The sequence below is a fragment of the Caballeronia sp. ATUFL_F2_KS9A genome (genome assembly GCF_023630765.1).
In the GTDB taxonomy this organism is placed as follows: domain Bacteria; phylum Pseudomonadota; class Gammaproteobacteria; order Burkholderiales; family Burkholderiaceae; genus Caballeronia; species Caballeronia zhejiangensis.
On record NZ_JALQEK010000029.1, the window covers coordinates 395,777 to 414,251 of the forward strand.

19 protein-coding genes and 1 riboswitch are annotated in these 18,475 nt (G+C 65.7%); of the genes, 8 read left to right on the top strand and 11 right to left on the bottom strand.

Annotated features, from left to right (window positions below):
* Window positions 1-135 precede the first annotated feature (135 nt).
* Complete coding sequence (locus NCS67_RS17600; RefSeq protein WP_008353137.1) at window positions 136-1,512, top strand: ethanolamine ammonia-lyase subunit EutB; 1,377 nt, start codon at window positions 136-138, stop codon at window positions 1,510-1,512.
* A complete protein-coding gene (eutC, locus tag NCS67_RS17605) occupies window positions 1,509-2,267 on the top strand; it encodes an ethanolamine ammonia-lyase subunit EutC (protein WP_008353135.1) in 759 nt (252 codons plus the stop codon). The genes NCS67_RS17600 and eutC overlap by 4 nt, the downstream gene beginning before the upstream one ends.
* Here eutC and NCS67_RS17610 read toward each other — a convergent pair.
* The 3 genes from NCS67_RS17610 to NCS67_RS17620 form a co-directional block, all read right to left on the bottom strand.
* Window positions 2,264-4,126, bottom strand: a complete 1,863-nt coding sequence (locus NCS67_RS17610) for a sigma-54-dependent Fis family transcriptional regulator (protein WP_250435915.1) — start codon at window positions 4,124-4,126, stop codon at window positions 2,264-2,266. The two genes, eutC and NCS67_RS17610, sit on opposite strands and share 4 nt — an antisense overlap.
* Window positions 4,127-4,244: 118 nt before the next feature.
* A complete protein-coding gene (locus NCS67_RS17615) occupies window positions 4,245-4,418 on the bottom strand; it encodes a DUF1328 domain-containing protein (RefSeq protein ID WP_008353131.1) in 174 nt (57 codons plus the stop codon).
* 161 nt (window positions 4,419-4,579) lie between these two features.
* Window positions 4,580-5,737: an OpgC domain-containing protein gene (locus NCS67_RS17620; RefSeq protein ID WP_250435917.1), complete on the bottom strand. Its 1,158-nt coding sequence runs from the start codon at window positions 5,735-5,737 to the stop codon at window positions 4,580-4,582.
* A 268-nt stretch (window positions 5,738-6,005) separates the two neighbouring features.
* Between NCS67_RS17620 and NCS67_RS17625 the strand changes: the two genes are divergently transcribed.
* A complete protein-coding gene (locus NCS67_RS17625; protein ID WP_008353127.1) occupies window positions 6,006-6,746 on the top strand; it encodes a TerC family protein in 741 nt (246 codons plus the stop codon).
* Between the two features lie 56 nt (window positions 6,747-6,802).
* Window positions 6,803-8,011: a glycosyltransferase family 87 protein gene (locus NCS67_RS17630; protein ID WP_250435919.1), complete on the top strand. Its 1,209-nt coding sequence runs from the start codon at window positions 6,803-6,805 to the stop codon at window positions 8,009-8,011.
* A gap of 6 nt (window positions 8,012-8,017) precedes the next feature.
* Here NCS67_RS17630 and NCS67_RS17635 read toward each other — a convergent pair whose 3' ends face one another.
* Genes NCS67_RS17635 through cbiE form a run of 5 tightly spaced genes read right to left on the bottom strand, consistent with a single transcriptional unit; the run spans window position 8,018 to window position 12,198 of the window.
* On the bottom strand, window positions 8,018-8,425 hold the full coding sequence (locus NCS67_RS17635; protein WP_008353123.1) for a DUF4186 domain-containing protein: 408 nt from the start codon (window positions 8,423-8,425) through the stop codon (window positions 8,018-8,020).
* Window positions 8,426-8,429: 4 nt separating this feature from the next.
* On the bottom strand, window positions 8,430-9,158 hold the full coding sequence (gene cobM, locus NCS67_RS17640) for a precorrin-4 C(11)-methyltransferase (protein ID WP_175979431.1): 729 nt from the start codon (window positions 9,156-9,158) through the stop codon (window positions 8,430-8,432).
* Complete coding sequence (locus NCS67_RS17645; protein WP_175979432.1) at window positions 9,155-9,886, bottom strand: cobalt-precorrin-6A reductase; 732 nt, start codon at window positions 9,884-9,886, stop codon at window positions 9,155-9,157. The genes cobM and NCS67_RS17645 overlap by 4 nt, the downstream gene beginning before the upstream one ends.
* Window positions 9,883-10,980: a cobalt-precorrin-5B (C(1))-methyltransferase gene (locus NCS67_RS17650; RefSeq protein WP_175979433.1), complete on the bottom strand. Its 1,098-nt coding sequence runs from the start codon at window positions 10,978-10,980 to the stop codon at window positions 9,883-9,885. Before NCS67_RS17650 ends, NCS67_RS17645 begins: the two co-directional genes overlap by 4 nt.
* Window positions 10,981-10,986: 6 nt before the next feature.
* Entirely contained in the window at window positions 10,987-12,198 is a 1,212-nt protein-coding gene (gene cbiE, locus NCS67_RS17655; RefSeq protein ID WP_175979434.1) for a precorrin-6y C5,15-methyltransferase (decarboxylating) subunit CbiE, read from the bottom strand.
* Window positions 12,199-12,274: 76 nt separating this feature from the next.
* Window positions 12,275-12,463, top strand: a riboswitch (cobalamin riboswitch).
* Between the two features lie 64 nt (window positions 12,464-12,527).
* On the opposite strand from cbiE, the gene cobG reads away from it, so the two are divergent.
* The 4 genes from cobG to cobJ are packed head-to-tail and all read left to right on the top strand — an operon-like array spanning window position 12,528 to window position 16,780.
* Window positions 12,528-13,796, top strand: a complete 1,269-nt coding sequence (gene cobG / locus NCS67_RS17660) for a precorrin-3B synthase (RefSeq protein WP_250435920.1) — start codon at window positions 12,528-12,530, stop codon at window positions 13,794-13,796.
* Entirely contained in the window at window positions 13,789-14,415 is a 627-nt protein-coding gene (locus tag NCS67_RS17665; RefSeq protein ID WP_008353117.1) for a precorrin-8X methylmutase, read from the top strand. The genes cobG and NCS67_RS17665 overlap by 8 nt, the downstream gene beginning before the upstream one ends.
* A complete protein-coding gene (locus tag NCS67_RS17670) occupies window positions 14,412-15,140 on the top strand; it encodes a precorrin-2 C(20)-methyltransferase (protein WP_250435921.1) in 729 nt (242 codons plus the stop codon). The genes NCS67_RS17665 and NCS67_RS17670 overlap by 4 nt, the downstream gene beginning before the upstream one ends.
* On the top strand, window positions 15,128-16,780 hold the full coding sequence (gene cobJ, locus NCS67_RS17675) for a precorrin-3B C(17)-methyltransferase (RefSeq protein ID WP_250435922.1): 1,653 nt from the start codon (window positions 15,128-15,130) through the stop codon (window positions 16,778-16,780). Before NCS67_RS17670 ends, cobJ begins: the two co-directional genes overlap by 13 nt.
* 14 nt (window positions 16,781-16,794) lie before the next feature.
* Here cobJ and NCS67_RS17680 read toward each other — a convergent pair whose 3' ends face one another.
* From NCS67_RS17680 to NCS67_RS17690, 3 genes are all read right to left on the bottom strand, one after another.
* The gene (locus NCS67_RS17680) at window positions 16,795-17,250 is read right to left on the bottom strand and encodes a type VI secretion system amidase immunity protein Tai4 (RefSeq protein WP_250435923.1); all 456 of its coding nucleotides are present in this window, start codon (window positions 17,248-17,250) and stop codon (window positions 16,795-16,797) included.
* Complete coding sequence (locus NCS67_RS17685; protein WP_250435924.1) at window positions 17,247-17,585, bottom strand: type VI secretion system amidase effector protein Tae4; 339 nt, start codon at window positions 17,583-17,585, stop codon at window positions 17,247-17,249. The genes NCS67_RS17680 and NCS67_RS17685 overlap by 4 nt, the downstream gene beginning before the upstream one ends.
* Before the next feature lie 305 nt (window positions 17,586-17,890).
* A complete protein-coding gene (locus NCS67_RS17690; protein WP_250435925.1) occupies window positions 17,891-18,460 on the bottom strand; it encodes a vWA domain-containing protein in 570 nt (189 codons plus the stop codon).
* Window positions 18,461-18,475 lie beyond the last annotated feature (15 nt).

Here is an 18,475-nt window from a genome sequence, read left to right on the forward strand (position 1 = left end):
GCGGGTTTTGGCTGAATCGAGCGAAAAATTATCGCATGCGGGCGGATTTCGGCCCGGACGCGCTTTTTTTGACCGACGCGCGATGCCCGCGAAAGCGGCTAAAGTGCATGAATCGATGCTTCCGAGAGGAAAGCAATGAGCTTTCACGAGACGATTGGCGCGCGCCGCTACCGCTTCGACGATCTGAAGACGCTGCTCGCGCGCGCCAGCCCGCGGCGCTCCGGCGACGAACTCGCGGGCATCGCGGCCGCCACCGAGGAAGAACGCGTGGCCGCGAAAATGGCGCTCGCGCAGGTGCCGCTCGCCGCGTTTCTCGACGAGCCGCTCATTCCCTACGAGGACGACGAAGTCACGCGCCTCATCGTCGATACGCATTCGCGCGAAGCGTTCGCGCCGATCGCGCACCTGACGGTCGGCGAATTCCGCGAGTGGCTGCTCGCCGATACCACCGACACCGCCGCGCTCGAACGCATCACGATGGGCGTGACGCCGGAGATGGCCGCCGCCGTTTCCAAGCTGATGCGCAATCAGGATCTGATCCTCGCTGCCAGAAAACGCCCGGTCGTCACGCGCTTTCGCACGACGATCGGCCTGCCGGGGCATCTCTCGGTGCGCCTGCAGCCGAATCATCCGACCGACGATCCGAAGGGCATCGCCGCATCGATGCTCGACGGCCTGTTGTACGGCTGCGGCGATGCCGTCATCGGCGTGAATCCCGCATCGGATTCGCCCGCCGCCATCGGCAAGCTGCTCGCGATGATGGACGATTTCCGCCAGCGCTACGACGTGCCGATGCAGTCGTGCATCCTCACGCACGTCACCAACACGCTCGCCGCCATCGAGCAAGGCGCGCCCGTCGATCTCGTGTTCCAGTCCGTCGCGGGCACGGAGCGCGCGAACGCGAGCTTCGGCGTGTCGCTCGCGTTGCTGGAGGAAGCGCGCGACGCGGCGCTCTCGCTCAAACGCGGGACCGTCGGCGATAACGTCATGTACTTCGAGACGGGGCAAGGCAGCGCGCTGTCGGCGAACGCGCATCACGGCGTCGATCAGCAGACCTGCGAAGCGCGCGCGTACGCGGTCGCGCGCCGCTTCCAACCGCTTCTGACGAACACGGTGGTCGGCTTCATCGGCCCGGAATATCTCTATGACGGACGGCAGATCATCCGCGCGGGACTCGAAGACCACTTCTGCGGCAAGCTGCTCGGCGTGCCGATGGGCTGCGACATCTGCTACACGAATCACGCCGAAGCCGATCAGGACGACATGGACACGCTCCTCACGCTGCTCGGCGTGGCGAACGTCAACTTCATCATGGGCGTGCCGGGCGCGGACGACGTGATGCTCAACTATCAAAGCACGTCGTTCCATGACGCGCTCTATATCCGCCGCGCGCTGAACCTGAAACGCGCGCCGGAATTCGAAGCGTGGCTCGCGAAGATGCGCGTCACCGATGGCCGCGGCAATCTGCTCGCCGCGCCCACGCAACCTTTGCTCGACTGGATCGACTCATGACGAACGCCGATGCCTGGGACGCGCTGCGGCGCTTCACCAACGCGCGCATCGCGCTCGGCCGCGCGGGCAGCAGCCTGCCGACCGCGCCCTTGCTCGCATTCGAACTCGCGCATGCGCAAGCGCGCGACGCGGTGCATCAGCCGCTCGATACCGTCGCGTTGCGCGAAGCCGTTCGCGCCGCCGGCTTCGATACGCTCGATGCGCAAAGCGCCGCGCCCGATCGCGATCGCTATCTGCGTCGGCCGGATCTGGGCCGCGTGCTGAACGATGAAAGCGCGCAACGGCTTGCAGCGCACGCATCCGAAAGCGATATCGTTTTCGTCGCCGCCGATGGCTTGTCGGCCTTCGCCGCGCAACGTCACGTCGCGCCCTTGCTCGCGACATTGCGTGCGCGGCTCGACGGCTGGAACGTCGGTCCCGTCGTGATCGCGACGCAGGCGCGCGTCGCCCTCGGCGATCGCATCGGTGAGCTTTTGCGGGCGCAGATCGTCGTCGTAATGATCGGCGAACGGCCGGGGCTCAGTTCGCCCGACAGCCTCGGTCTTTACGTGACCTACGCGCCGCGCGCCGGACGCAACGACGCCGAGCGCAACTGCATATCGAATGTGCGGCCCGAAGGACTCGACTACGAAATCGCCGCATTCAAGCTGATGTGGCTGCTGAACGAAGCGCGCCGCCTGAAGCTCACCGGCGTCGGGCTGAAGGATCACAGCGGCGCGTTGCCCGCGTCCGACGCGAAATTGCCAGCCGATTAAACGCGCAACTTCCGATACAGCGTCGTGCGCGATATGCCGAGCGCGCGCGCCGTCGCGGATACATTGCCGCCGTGCGCCTTGAGCGCGGCGCTCACCGCGCTCGCTTCGATGTCGACAAGACGCGCGCCGTTCGCGGGCGGCGTTGCGTTATCGAATGTGGGCTGTTCGCCGAGTTCATCGACGAAATCGTGCGGAAGATGTTCGATGCGGATATGCGTGTCGTGATCGTCGAGCATCGCGGACGCCGTGCGCAGGACGTTGCTCAACTGCCGTATGTTGCCCGGCCACGGATGACGCGCGAAGAGCGCGAGCACGTCGTCGTCGACGTGCACGACGCGCCCGGCGAAACGCTCGTGCCGCAGAATCTTGTCGACGACCGCGCGCAGGTCGGAGCGCGCGGCAAGCGGCGGCAGCGTCACCGAAAGACCGTTGATCCGGTAATACAAATCTTCGCGGAATTCGCCCTGCGCGACGCGCTCGCGCAGCTTGCGATTGCTCGCGCAGACGAGCATGAAATCGACCGGCACCGCGCGCGCGGCGCCGAGCGGCTCGACGACGCGTTCCTGCAGCACGCGCAGCAGACGGCTTTGCATCGCGAGCGGCATGTCGCCGATTTCATCGAGAAAGAGCGTGCCGCCGTTCGCCTGCACGATCTTGCCGATCGCGCCGCGCTTCGCCGCGCCCGTGAACGCGCCCTGCGCATAGCCGAAAAGCTCCGATTCGATCAGCGTCTCCGGCAGCGATGCGCAGTTCACCGCAACGAACGGCCCCGCGCGGCGCGGCGAATCGTCGTGGATCGCGCGCGCGAGCATTTCCTTGCCCGCGCCCGTTTCACCGCCGATCAGAATCGGTATGTTCTTGCCGATGACCTTGCGCACGCGCGCGACGATGTCGTTCATCTGCGCATCGCCGGTACAGAGATCGGCGAGGCTCGAACCGGCGCGCTCGCGTGCGGGGATCGTGCTCGTCGTGCTCGGGACGCTCGACATGTTCCGCGCGTGAAAATCGACGCTCGCGAACACCGCGACGCCGCTATGCAGTTCGAGCCGGCAAGGCGCATCGCCCGCGCGCGCGATGAGTTCATCGACGCGCTCGCCGAACAGCGCATCGAGCGTCTGCGAACGCAAAGCGCCGAGTTCGAGACCGAGCTGAAACTGCGCGCTGCGGTTCGCGCAGAGCAGGCGCCCGTCGAGATCGAATACGGCGATGCCTTCCATCAACGTGCCGATGAACTCGGGCCGGCTATGGAAACGGATGCGCAGGCCGTCGCTGAAGCCGCTCGCGATCAGGCGGTTCTCGATCATCTGCGCGGACATTTTCACGAGCGCCATCGTGTGCTGGTGATAGCCGCGTCGGTCGCCGGTGACATCGAGCACGCCGGAGAGATTGCCGTGCGGATCGAGGATCGGCACGCTGGAACACGTCAGAAAGTGATTGGCGCGCAGGTAGTGCTGGTCGCCGTGCACGGTGACGGCCGTGCGCTCGGCGATCGTCGTGCCGATCGCGTTCGTGCCCTGATGCTCCTCGCTCCAGAGCGCGCCCGCGCGCAGCGCGACTTTTTCGGCGCGCGCGAGGAAGTCGTCGTCGCCGAGTGAATGCAGGATCAATCCGCTCGCGTCGGTGAGCGCGATCATGCTGTGCGTATTGGCGATCTGCGCGTACAGCGTTTCCATCACCGGCAGCGCGTGAGCGAAGAGCGCACGGCTTTCATCGAGCTTGACGGCGAACTCCGTGCCCGACAGCACGGCGTAATCCGGGCGCATCCTCTCGCACAGCCCGAACGTGGCCGAGCGCTCGTGCGAATGACGGATGACGTCGCGTTGCGCCGGCTGCAAGGCCGCGCCGATGGCATGCTGCATCGCCTCCTCCTTTTCGATTCACGGTCGCGTGAATGTCTTCTCGGGGCAATGTAACACCGTCGCCGCACGCGGGTCGATGCGAGGAACCACGCGGTACGGCGCCCGGCGCTTTCCCGCGCTACAGCACGAGCGAGCCCGCCGAAATCGCGACGACGAGGAATATGACGAACAGAATCAGGAAGATGAAGAAGCAGATCTTCGCGATGCCCGCCGCACCCGACGATACGCGCGTAAAGCCGAAGAATCCGGCGACGACAGAAATAATCGCGAAAAGAATGGCGAGCTTGAGCATGGCAGGTCCGATTTTTGTGTTGTGTTCGGTGACTGCTTGCAAGACCTGTGCCTCGGTTCTTCGCGGGCGGTGCTTATCGGAGTCGGCGGCAAAATCAGACCGTTAGTTGCAATGAAAGCGCGATAAAAAAGCGGGCAGTTCGACTGCCCGCTTCGAAGAGATCACCGTATGCCGCGCCCCCGATTGTCGGCTGCGGCGACCGTCGCGGGTGCGGCGGCGGCCGTCGCCGGGACAGGCTGACGGGTGCCGAGCCAGTTCGAGATCCGCTGATGCACATGCGGCACGGCAAGCAGCGCGCCGATCGCGATGGCGTCGGCGGCGAGTCCGGCAGGCACGTTGATGAGGCCATCGGTCAACGTGAACAGGATCGAATCGACGACGAGCGAAATCACCGTTCCCGCCACGAATGACACCATGCCCGCGCGTCCCAATGCGCCGACCCACGGCAGGCGCGTCGCCACCGCCTTGACGACGCCGTAGCGCGCCAGATTCGCCGCGATCCACGCGATGGCGAGGAAATTCACGACGCGCGGACCAGCAAGGTCGCGCTTGAAGGCGCTGTCCAGCACCGGCGGCAGCACGAGCAGCTTGTAATACGCCATGCCGGCGATCAGCGCCACGGCGCCCGCGCTCACGATCCAGCCGAAGCGGTTCGCGCTCACGCGTTGATAGATCGGCTGGCAGCGCGCCAGCACGCCGAGCACGAACATCAACTGCCAGGCGGCGGGATTGAAGTCCCACAGATTGTCGTCGACGGACGGCATGAATTCGCCGATCTGCGCCGCGAACGCCCACACCGCGAGGCTTAGACCGAGCAGCAGCCAAGGCTTGCTGCGCGCGAGCGGCAGCATGAGCGGCACGGCGAGTGCGAAGAGCGCGTACATCGGCAGGACGGCCGAGAGATAAGGCTGGCGCTCGAATGTGAGAATTTCCGCGATCGAGGAAACCGGCTGCGACATCAGCGTGTCCAGATCATGCAGCGCGAGATTCGGCGCGTGGCCAAAAAAGGGCCGCAGCAGGAACGATGCGACGAGCATCAGCGCCGCCGTGACGAGAAACGCCCGATAAAGCTCGAACGCGCGTTTCACGAAGCGCCTGCGCGCCGCGCTTTCGGAGCGGCGCTCCGCGAGCGACGCGTAGGCCGTCGCCGTGGCGAAGCCGCCGAGGAACACGAAGACTTCGGCGGCGTCATTGAGCGCGAAGGCATGCAGCGTGAAACGCGACACCATGCTGCCGCCGATATGATCGACGACGATGATCAGCAGTACCAGTCCCCGGAAGAAGTCCAGCTCGACGAGACGTTTTGATTTTTGCTGCATGCGGCTTGCTCAGTGTCCTTGCGGCGACAGTTAAACACGGCCGCGAACACGCGGCGCGAAAGCATTGGAGTTTACCCGTATTTGCGGCAGTGCATCACGCGAACAGATGCAAATAAGCGTTTCAAATCCGATATTTGTCGGTTTGAACAACATCTCGCGTCGGGGATTGTCACCGGCTGGTTTCGATCAGGCGCAAGCTTTCAAGTTCATTTCATTTTTCCCGCCGAACAGGCTAATATCTCGCCCTCATCTCGAACGCTCCCGAACCATGGACTATCTCGTTGCCCTTCTCGCCGATCCCGCCGCCTGGGCCGCACTCGCGACGCTCGTCGTCATGGAAGTCGTGCTCGGCATCGACAACCTGATCTTCATTTCGATCCTGACCAACAAGCTGCCCGCGGCGCACCGCGAACGCACGCAGCGCATCGGCATCGCGCTCGCGCTCGTGATGCGGCTCGGCCTGCTCGGCACGGTCGCGCTGATCGTCCGCCTCACCACGCCGATCTTCGAAGCGTTCGGGCACGGCTTTTCCTGGCGCGACCTGATTCTCATCGCGGGCGGCGTGTTTCTCGTCTGGAAGGCGACGACGGAAATCCGCCATCACGTCACGCACGACGCCGACGAACACGCCGGCCCCGCGTCGGGCAAGAGCCTGACGCCGCTGTCGGCGATCGGCCAGATCCTGCTGCTCGATCTCGTGTTTTCCATCGACAGCATCGTGACGGCGGTCGGCATGACCGAGCACATTCCGATCATGTTCGTCGCGGTGATCGCCGCCGTCACCGTGATGCTGTTCGCGGCCGGTCCGCTGTCGCGCTTCATCGAGCGCAATCCGACGATCGTCATGCTCGCGCTCGGCTTCCTGCTCGTGATCGGGATGACGCTGATCGCCGAAGGCTTCGGAACACACGTGCCGAAGGGCTACATCTATGCGGCGATGGCGTTCTCGGCGCTGGTCGAGGGCCTGAACATGCTCGCGCGGCGCGCCAAGGGACGCGTTCGCGAGTAGAGCGCGCGGGCGGACGTTCGCTAAAGTTTCGGCGCCATCCGGCCGATATCGGACGGATGAGCACCCAACCCGCTTCCACCGAACGCGCGCCCGGTCGGCGCTGGCTCAACGGCTCGCGCGTGAGCGCTTATTGCGCGACGATCCTCGTCGTGCTCCAGTGTTACGGGCTCGTTCTCGCCGTGCGCAGTGCCGTGGCGGAGAAAGGTCATCCGGCCGGCTGGGACTTTCTGACGTTCTGGTCGGCTGCGCGCCTCGCGCTCGCGGGGCATCCGCTCGACGCCTATTCGGCGGACGCGATCAAGCACGTCGCGCAGCAACTGGGGCCGCACATCATCCTGCCGGGGCCGTGGTTCTATCCGCCGAACTTTCTGCTGCTGGTGCAGCCGTTGGGCTTCCTGTCGGCGCCGCTTGCCTACGCGCTGTTCGCTTCGATTTCGTCGGTCGTCTTCGTGCTGCTGGCCCGCCGCGCGCTGCCGATCCCCGACATGATCATGTGGATCGTCGCGTTTCCCGGCATCTGGCTCAACGCGGCCCAGGGACAGAATGCCGCGCTCACCGCGAGTCTCGCGCTCGCCGCATTTCTCTCGATGCCAAAACGGCCGATGCTCGCGGGCGTCTTCATCGGCCTGCTTTCGATCAAGCCGCATCTGGCCATCCTGTTTCCGCTCGCGCTGGCGTGCGCGGGCATGTGGACGACCTTCATCGCCGCCGCGCTGACGACGATCCTGTTCACCACGGTTTCGGTCGCCGTCTTCGGCCTCGACATCCTGCCGGTCTTTCTCCACGGACTGCACGATGCCAACGGTTTCACCGCGAGCGGCAGTCTTCCTTGGTTCCAGATGGCGAGCCTCTTCGCGAGCCTGCGCATGGCGCACGTCGCGACCGGTCCCGCCTATGTCGCGCAGGCGTGTCAGGCGATCGTGGCGATCTGCGCCGTCGCGTGGGTATGGCGCAATGCGAAAGGACTGGAAGTTCGCGCGACGGCGCTCGTCGCCGCGACGTTCATGATCAGCCCCTACATCTATAACTACGACGGCGTGTGGCTCGGCATCCCGCTGGCACTCATCGCCGCGCGCGCGCTGCGCGACGGATGGCTGCGCGGCGAGCCCGCGATCCTGTTTTTCGCGTGGATCTATCCGCAGTTGGGAAATCAGTTGGCCAAGGACTGCGGCGTAGGTGTAGGACCGCTGGTTTTCGCGTTGCTGATTTTCGTGGCGGTGCGGCGCGCGCGTCTCGAAGCCGCGGGCGCCGATCCGTCGCGTTAAAGCGCGTCAGAAAGGCAGTTCGCGCTGCGGATTGTCGGGCGCGGGCTGGTTCGACGCCGCCGGCAGCGGTTGCGCGCGCAGCCAGCGTTCGATGGCATCGACGACATGTTGGCGCTCGGCGTCGTCGAGCGCTTTTCCCGCCGCGATGCCGTGCCATTTCGCGAGACACGAGCGGCAGCACGTCGCCGTCGCGTGCTGCGCGATGAAGACAGGATGCCCGCGAAACGGTGTCTGCTTGCCGTCGTTCAGCGGCGCTTGCGGCGCAAGCCGCTTGCCGATCAGCTCATGCGCCTGCGCGACGACCGTGTCGACGCCCTTCTCCCTTAAAACTTTCCCCTCACGCACGCCGAGCGCGAAACGGCGCCGGAATGCCGATTTCGCGAGCGCATCGAAGACGGCGTCGAGGTCGCGCATCGCGTCATCGATCCTTCGCGTAGAGCGTGGACTCCGCGAAGCCGTCGGCGGCCAGCACGCGTCCGACGAGAATCATCGCCGTGCGTTCCATGCCCGCCTCGCGCACTTTCGGCGCGATGTTCGCGAGCGTCCCTTCGACGCGCGTTTCGTCCGGCCAGCTCGCGCGAAATACGACCGCGACGGGACAGTCCGCGCCGTAATGCGGCACGAGCTCCGCGACGATGCGCTCGATATGCCGCACGCCCAGATGAATCGCGAGCGTCGCGCGATGACGCGCGAGATCGGCGAGGCTCTCGCCTTCGGGCATCGACGTCTTCGTCGCGTAGCGCGTGAAGATCACGGTCTGCGAGATGCCGGGCAGCGTCAGTTCGCGCTTTAGCGCCGCCGCCGATGCCGCCGTCGCCGTGACACCCGGCACCACTTCGTAGGGAATCGCGAGCGCGTCGAGCCGGCGAATCTGCTCGCCGATCGCGCCGTACAGCGACGGATCGCCCGAATGCACGCGCGCCACGTCGTGCCCGTTCGCGTGCGCTTCCTGCAGGAGCGCGACGATCGCGTCGAGATCGAGCTCGGCCGTGTCGATGCATTTCAGCGCGCGATGTCCGTCGAGGACTTGCGTCGGCACGAGCGAGCCGGCGTAGAGAATCACGGGACATGCGCGGATCAGCCGCTGCCCCTTTACTGTGATGAGTTCGGGATCGCCCGGTCCGGCGCCGATGAAATAAACGGTCATGGTCTGGTGAGCCAGTGTTGAAGCGCGTCGCGGGCGCTGGCGGCGTCGTCGAAAATACGGTCGGCGTCGGGAAGCGCGGGCCGCGTGAGCATGACGACGGCGATACCGCGTTCCCGCGCGACCGCGAGCTTCGCCTCGGTCGCCCGCCCGCCGCTGTTCTTGCTGACGACGACATCGATACGCGCCGCGTCGAACAAGGCGCGCTCGCCGGCGAGATCGAACGGACCGCGCGCATCGACAATGCTCGCGCGCGCGTTGCCCGGATGCGCGTCGAGACAGCGAATCGTCCAGTGCTGCGACGCGGGAATGTCGTGCAGATGCGCGAGCGCCTCGCGCCCGAGCGTGAAAAGCGGCCGATGAAACGGCGCGATGCATTCGACGATCTCGCGCCAGTCCGACGCCTCGCGCCAGTCGTCGCCCGCCTGCGGTTGCCATGCGGGACGGCGCACCGCCCAGAGCGGCACGTCGGCGAGCGCGCAGGCATCGAACGCGTGGCGGCTCATCTGCGCGGCATAGGGATGCGTCGCATCGACGACGAGCGTGATGTGCTCGTCGCGCAGATATCGCACGAGCCCGTCGATGCCGCCGAAACCGCCGACGCGCACCGTGCACGCCAGATCGCCCGGCACGCGCCCGAGGCCCGCGAGACTGTAGACGTGCGTCGCAGGAAGCGCACGCGCGATCGCGAGCGCATCGCCGGTGCCGCCGAGCAGCAGCACGCGCGTCATGCCGCGCTCCCGACGATATTGCCCTGCCGGTCGATCGCGAAGGTCTCGACTTCGATGCCTGGCGGCAGCGCGTCGAGCGCGACATCGCGCGCGCGTCGGCAGACGATATCGCCGAGCGCGATGCCTTCGGCGCGTGCGAGCTTGAGCGCTTCCTGACTCGTGTTGGCCGCGCGCATCGACGCCAGCAGTTCGGCGTTCGCGCCCGCATCGGCGGCCCAGACGGCGAGCAGCGGCAAGTCGATGCTCGAACTGCGGCTGTGCAGATCCATATGCCCCGCCGCGAGCTTGGACAGCTTGCCGAAGCCGCCGCACAGGCTCAGCTTGTCGACGCTCGCGCGGCGCAAATGCTTGAGCACCGCGCCCACGAAATCGCCCATTTCGATCAATGCGATGTCGGGCAGGCCGTAGCGCGCGCGCATCGCGTCCTCGCTCTGGTTGCCGGTGCACGCGGCGATATGCCGATACCCGTTCGCCCGCGCCACATCGATGCCCTGATGAATCGACGCGATGTACGCCGAGCACGAAAACGGTCTGACGATGCCGGTCGTGCCGAGTATCGACAATCCGCCGACGATGCCGAGGCGCGGATTCATCGTCTTCTGCGCGAGGGCTTCGCCGTTCTCCACGCCGATGGTCACGTCGAAACCGCCGCGATAGCCGACGCTTTTTGCGAGCGCGTCGAGATGCTCGGTCATCATCTTGCGCGGCATCGGATTGATCGCCGGTTCGCCGACGGCGAGCGCGAGGCCCGCGCGCGTCACCGTGCCGACGCCCGCGCCCGCATGAAAACGCACGCCCGGTTCCTCCGACAGTCGCACGCGCGCGAACACGAGCGCACCGTGCGTGACGTCGGGATCGTCGCCCGCATCCTTGATGACGCCGGCTTCGGCGGCGGCGCTTTCATCGGGTAAACGGCGGCAGAACGAAAGCATCATCGTCACGCGCTGGCCCTTCGGCAGGACGATCTCCGCGCGCTCGCTCGTCTCGCCGAGCAGCAAGAGGCGCGCGGCCGCGAGACTCGTCGCGGTCGCGCAGCTTCCTGTCGTGTAGCCGCTGCGCAGCGGCGCGGCTTTCTCCGGCGTCTCTTCACGCATGACGCATCACGGTTTGCTCGCGTGCAGGACGGTGATCGGCAGCGCCTGACGCCACGTGTCGAAGCTGCCGAGCGGTTCCGCCTGCGCGACGCCGATGCGCGTCAGCTCGCCGCCGTGGCGCGCGCGCCATTCGACGAGCGCCGCCTCGCTTTGCAGCGTCACCGCATTGGCGACGAGCCGCCCGCCCTGACGCAGACGCGCCCAGCACGCATCGAGCAGGCCCGGCACCGTCAATCCACCGCCGATGAACACCGCGTCCGGCGCGGGAAGGCCGTCGAGCGCGGCGGGCGCTTCGCCTCTGACGAGTTGCAGCGCGGGCACGCCGAGCGCATCGCGGTTGTATTCGATGAGACGCTGACGGCTCTCGTTCGCTTCGATCGCGATCGCCCGACACGCGCCATGCGCGCGCATCCATTCGATGCCGATCGAGCCGCAGCCCGCGCCGACGTCCCACAGCAGTTCGCCGGGCTGCGGCGCGAGGCGCGCGAGCGTCACGGCGCGCACGTCGCGCTTCGTCAACTGGCCGTCGTGGCGGTAGGCGTCGTCGGCGAGACCGGGCGTGAGCGGCGGCCCGGCGTGGCCGGCGTGCGTCCGGCACTCGATCGCGATGAGATTGAGCGCGGCAACGACGGGCTCGCGCCAGTCGTCGGCACGCTCGTCGATGCGGCGTTCGTCGCTGCCGCCGAGATGCTCGAAGACGGTCATGCGGCTCGCGCCGAAACCATGCGCGGTCAGAAGCGTGGCGACGGCGGCGGGCGTCGTGCCGTCCGCGCTCAGCACGATGAGGCGCACGCCGCGATGCAGATTCGCGAGCAGCGACGCCGCCGGCCGCCCGACGAGCGATACGCAGACGGCGTCTTGGAGCGCCCAGCACAGGCGCGCCGCCGCGAGCGACAGCGACGACGGCGCGGGAATGACGCGCATTTCGCCGTTGGCGACTTCGCGCGCGAGCGTCGCGCCGACGCCGAAGCACATCGGATCGCCGCTCGCGAGCACGCAGATGCGCGTCTTGCCGTCGCCGCGGTCGGCGAGCACGGCATCGAGCGAGAAGGGTTTCGGCCACGGCATGCGGCGCGCGGCGATGCGATCCGGCAGCAACGCGAGATGACGTTCGCCGCCGTGAATCGACTGGGCGTCGAGAAGCGCGCGACGCGCGGCGCGGGAAAGTCCGTGCCAGCCGTCTTCGCCGATGCCCACCACGGTCAGCCAGTTCGACATGCGCGGTCTCCTTGCTGCGATTCCGATCGCGTTCCCGGATACATGCCGGAAGCGCTCGGAGGGTCGATAAAAGCGGGCATAATACAGGTCCGTCGGCGCCCGGGGTCGTGAGACCGAGGGCTTAAAAGGGAACACAGCAAAACTGTGGCTGCCCCCGCAATTGTACGCAGCGAGTCCGCGCTCCACTGCCACTGGTTTTTACCGGGAAGGCCGGCGCGAATGTCGACCTGCCAGCCAAGAGACCTGCCGACCCAACGCATTCGCGCGACGCCGACCGGGCGGGGTGTACCGGTTCGCTCATCACGCGCGAAGCCCAACGGGTCACGCTTTTGAATTCTTTCGACCGCTCATCGCTCAACGCAACGCCGCGTGCTTCCGCATGCCCGGGCCTGATGCGCATCGTGCCCGCGTGCGATGGCGGCCTTGCGCGTCTGCGTCTCGCGGGCGGCGTGTTGAGCACGCGGGCGGCGCGGGCCGTCGCGCGCGCGGCTCGCGAGTGCGGCTCGGGCGTGATCGAAGTGACCAATCGCGCGAATCTGCAACTGCGCGGCATTCGCGACGATGCCCACGCCGCGCTCGTCGACATCGCCCTCGACGCGGGCCTCGGCCCGTCGACGGCGGGCGCAGACGACATCCGCAACGTAATGCTGAGCCCGCTCGCGGACCACGGCACGCGCGCGCTCGCCGCGCGGATCGTCGATGCGATGCAGGCCGATGCGTCGCTGCATGCGCTGTCGCCGAAATTCGCGCTCCAGCTCGACGCCGGCGAGCGCATCGCGATGCTCGATCATCCGCACGATCTTTGGCTTTCCGCCATCGAGGATGGCGCGCGCTTCGCATTCGGCCTCGCCGGAACGATGCGCGATCCGGCGCTCGGCGCGATCTCGCGCGACGATCTCGTGATGTTCGTCCTGAACGTGTTGCGCAGCTTTCTCGCGCTGGCGACGCCTGAAGAACATCGCATGCGCGATCTGCTTGCGCGTATCGGCGTTGCGCGCTTTCTCGACGCCTTGCGTTTCGACGCCGATATCGCGACATGGACACGCGCACCCGCCGATGCATCGCTGCGTCTCGGCGCGCACGAGGAGCCGCATCGCGCGACGTGGTACGCGGGTGCGCAAACGCCGCTGGGCCGTCTCGATGCGACGACGCTCGAAGCGCTCGCCAATCTCGCCGACGCACACGGCGCAAGCCGCCTGACGATGACGCCGTGGCAAAGCGTGCTGATTCCCGGCCTCGCGGCGCATTCAGCGCATGACGTGCTGCAAGGGCTGCACGCGCTCGGCCTTGCAACCGGCGCGCACGAACCGCTCGCGCGCCTCATCGCGTGCGCGGGTTCGGAAGGCTGCGCAAAGAGCCGTGCCGATACCAAAGCCGATGCTCACCGGCTCGCCGCGCTCCTGCCTTCGGATGACGGGACGCAGGTGCATCTGAGCGGCTGCGAGCGTTCGTGCGCGGCGGCGCATCCGGTTCCGGTCACGCTCTACGCAGTCGCGCCCGGACGATACGACTTACATCGCGACGCACGAGCCGTCGCGCGCAATCTGACCATCGAAGAGGCGGCCGAACGGCTCGCCCGGAGCCATGCCGATGCTTGACTACATCCGCGACGGCGCGGAGATTTATCGTCAGTCCTTTGCGACGATCCGCGCCGAAGCCGACCTCGCCGCCATTCCCGCCGATCTGGAGAAGCTCGCCGTGCGGCTGATCCATGCGTGCGGCATGGTGGATATCGTGAGCGATCTGCGCTTCTCGCCCGGCGCGGGCAGCATCGGAAGAAAGGCGCTTGCAGCAGGCGCGCCGATCCTGTGCGATGCGCGCATGGTCGCCGAGGGCATCACGCGCGCGCGCTTGCCCGCCGACAACCGCGTGATCTGCACCTTGAGCGATCCCTCGATTCCCGAGCGCGCCCGCGCGATGCGCAACACGCGCTCGGCCGCCGCGCTCGAACTATGGCGTGCGCAACTCGAAGGCGCGATCGTCGCGATAGGCAACGCGCCGACCGCGCTCTTCCATCTGCTCGACATGATCGATGCCGGCGCGCCGAAGCCCGCGCTCATTCTCGGCTTTCCGGTCGGTTTCATCGGCGCGGCGGAATCGAAAGCGATGCTCGCCGCCGATAGCCGCGGCGTGCCCTTCGTCGCGCTGCTCGGCCGGCGCGGGGGCAGCGCGATGGCAGCGGCCGCAGTGAACGCACTTGCTTCGGAGGCCGAATGATGCGCGGACGTCTCTTTGGATTAGGCGTCGGCCCGGGCGATCCGGAGCTGATCACCGTGAAGGCGCTGCGGCTTTTGAAGACCGCGCCGGTGGTCGCGTATTTCGTCGCAAAGGGCAAGAAGGGTAATGCGTTCGGCATCATCGAATCGCATCTCGACGATACGCAGATGCGCCTGCCGCTCGTCTATCCGGTGACGACCGAAGCGCTCGAACCGCCGCTCTGCTACGAGACGATCATCAGCGCGTTCTACGACGAAGCCGCGCTCACGATATCCGGTCATCTCGAATCCGGCCGCGATGTCGCCGTGATCTGCGAGGGCGATCCGTTTTTCTACGGCTCGTACATGTATCTGCACGATCGTCTCGCAGCACGCTTCGATGCAGAGGTCGTGCCGGGCGTGTGCTCGATGCTCGGCGGCGTGGCCGTGCTCGGCGTGCCGCTCGTGTATCGCAATCAGAGTCTGTCGGTGCTGTCGGGCGTGCTGCCTGAAGACGATCTGAAGCGCCGTCTCGAAGCAGCCGATGCGGCCGTCATCATGAAGCTCGGCCGCAACTTCGAGAAAGTGCGGCGCGTGCTGGGCGAACTCGGCCTCGACGATCGCGCGTTGTATGTCGAGCGCGCGACGATGGCCAACCAGCGCATCGTGCCGCTCGATGAAGTCGATCCGATGGCATCGCCGTATTTCTCGCTGCTCGTCGTGCCGGGGAAAAAATGGCGTGCATGAAGGCTTCCATGCCGATGGCGATCGTCGTGCTCGGCGCGGGCGCGCTCGATACCGCGCGTCGCATTCAGGCGCGCTTTCCGCAATCGCGCGTGCATGGACTGGCGAGCCGCGTGAGCGCGGACATCGCGTATGACGACTTCGGCGCGCACGTGCGTGGTCTGTATGCGTCGGGCGCGGCGATCGTCGCGCTGTGTTCCGCGGGCATCGTGATTCGCGCGCTTGCATCCTGTCTCGCCGACAAAGGCAACGAACCGCCCGTGCTCGCCATCGCGCAGGATGGCAGCGCCATCGTGCCGCTGCTCGGCGGCATGAGCGGCGTGAATGTGCTTGCGCGCGAGATCGGCGACGCCTTGCAAGTCGCACCCGCGATCACGACGAGCGGCGAATTGCGCTTCGGGAAATGTCTGCTGGCGCCGCCCGAAGGTTATGCACTTGCGGATATCGAGCAAGGCAAGCGTTTCGTGTCCGACCTGCTGGCGGGCGCGACGACGCGCATCGAAGGCCACGCGCCCTGGCTCGACGATGCCGCGCTGCCTCGCAACGACGATGCGCGTCTTGCCGTTCGCATCACGCCGCTTGCCACGCGCGATGAAAACAGCCTCGTGATTCATCCGCGTTGCGTGCTTGCGTGGATCGAAGATATTTCACACGACGATGACGTCGCCGAACGCGTGCGAGCTGCCTTGAACGAACGTGGTCTCGCACCGCTTGCGCTCGCGGCGTTGACCGCGCCCGCTCGCTACATGGCTTCGCGTCCGCTCGAAGATGCGGCGCGTGCGCTCGATGTGCCGTTGCGCTTCTGCGATGCCCCGCCATTCGCTCGCAACGATGCGCGAGGCGTTGCGCTGCACGTCAGCGATACGCCGATCGATGCGGGATCGATCGGCCATGCGCGCGGCACGCTGACGGTGATCGGCCTTGGTCCCGGCAAGGCGGAACTGATGACGCCCGCCGCAAGAAGCGCGCTTCACGACGCACAAGACGTGCTCGGTTACGAGACGTATGTGCGTATGGCGGGACCGTTTCGCGACGACCAGCGCGTGCACATCACCGACAATCGCGAGGAACTGCAGCGCGCGCGACACGCGTTCGAACTCGCGAGTGAAGGCCGACGCGTGATCGTGGTGTCATCGGGCGATCCCGGCGTGTTCGCGATGGCCGCAGCGGTGCTCGAAGCACTCGACGAAGGACGCGCCACGCATCCCGAATGGAATGCGGTGAAGCTTCAGATCGTGCCGGGCGTGTCGGCCTCGCTCGCGACGGCCGCGCGCGCGGGTGCGCCGCTCGGCCATGACTTCTGCGTGTTGTCGTTGTCGGATAACTTGAAGCCGTGGAGCGTGATCGAGAAGCGCATCGCGCATGCAGGCGAAGCGGATCTTGTGATGGCCTTCTATAACCCGCTGTCGAAGGCGCGGCCGTGGCAGTTCGATCGTGCGATCGACGTCGTGAAGCGATATCGGGACTCGGACACGCCGGTCGTGCTGGGAAGAGATATCGGACGTCCGGCGGAGGCTTTGCGCGTCATTGAGCTCGGTGAACTGAAGAGTGAGCTCGTCGACATGAGGACGATGGTCATCGTCGGATCATCGATGACGCGTGTCGTCGGGGATTGGGTTTATACGCCGCGGTGGTATGACTGAGGATGCGTCGAGAGTCAATGCTTGCCCGCTTTTGAACGCGAACGTACCGTCCAGTCAGGGTGCGCTACCCGTCGTTTGACCAGCCGCTCCAATTCCTTGCTGTGGTACAGGTCGAGGCACTTGAGAAAATCGAAGCGAATGTCCGTTCCCTTCGCTTCGGCCTCGACAAGCGGATTATAGTAATCGCGCCGTAGATACTTGCGCACTAGCGCCTCCACTTCCGCGGGACTTTTATCGAGGTCGTAATAAGTCCAGTCTCTCAGTGCGCTCGCGCTACTTCCGGCATCGACGGCTGCGTCGTTACTGCCTTTGTACGCTGTGGCGACGCATATGGCCAAGACCATGTCCTTGTAATTCTGGGCGTAGGTGCGCGATGGCGCTTCCGGAGAGTTTTCGTTGGGGGGAATGGTCTGTCCGCTTGCCGTAGCGCACGCCAGCGCGAGAATCACCAGGCTGGTCCATCGCTTCATGACAGGCTCCAAAAATGCGCCTGGTCGGTCCTGTTTCGAACCGCAGGTTCGTTGAAGTAACAACTGTCGTAGCAAACGATACCGTTGTACAAGGTGGCATGGCCTTGTGCGTCTCGCCATCCCGACGTTTCAAAGAGAATCACACCTTTTTTGCCTGCGAGCCTGCCGCCTCCCGAGGGCGGATATTCAATCGTTTCCGGCTTGCCCCAACGCTGTTTGAGAAATTCGATGAGGTCCACCACGCGAAAGAAGTAGCGTCGACGATCAGCGCCTGAAACCGTCTTCCCATCGATGGCTGGAATGGTCACGCCCGAGTGATTCAAGATATAGCTCATGCGAACCGCGCATGTGTTCTTCCACCTCGCTTCCGCACCCACCTCGTTGATGTTGGCGGCTACCTTCCCACCGATTACCGTCGCGATCTTCCCCTCGGATTCGATGGATCGAAGATTTCCATGGATGCCGACCACGCGGCCGCAAAGCTTGGTCTGTACATTTGTTATCCTAATTATTCATAGCCAAACAACTCCGAAACATGCAGGCGACTATAAAGTCGATATGGCTCGCTGAATCGCTGCAAGCCTGATCGCGCAAAATTCGGACAATCACCGTGGCAGTCGGCAATATTCGAATCGATTGCTCAACAATCCGAGATTCTTATCAGCGCATCCGCAAGCACATATCTCGCGCTCCACTCGCGCGCGAGCGCCTCGCCGCGCCCGACCCGAATCGCGCCTTCCTCGAAATCGACGACGACGATCTCATCCGCTGCGTGAGGTGCTTGCGGTTGCTCGTTCGTTCGCCCGTCGGTGAGCACCCACAAGCAGCGCCGTTGCACTGGTCTGCGCCGAGCCGCCCTTTCAAGCACCGTTCCCGCGCTCGCCAGCCCAAGCGCGAGGGGCGTGCCGCCACCGCCGCCGATCGGCGCGACCCACCGCTCATTGAACCAATGCGCCGCGCCCGGCTGACGACGCACTTCCGCGCGTGCACCGCCGAAACATATCAGCGCAATCTCCGCCCGCTCACGATAAGCGCGATCGAACAGCGCGACGAGCATGCCCTTCGCGCGCGCAAGGCGCTCGCCGGCGAGCATCGAGCCGGAGCAATCGAGCAGAAAACAATGCAGCACCGCACCGTCGCCCTGCGTGCGCCGATATCGCAAATGCTCCGTAGCAAAACGCGCGGAACGCTTTGCGCGCAATGTCGCCATCCAGTCGATCGACGC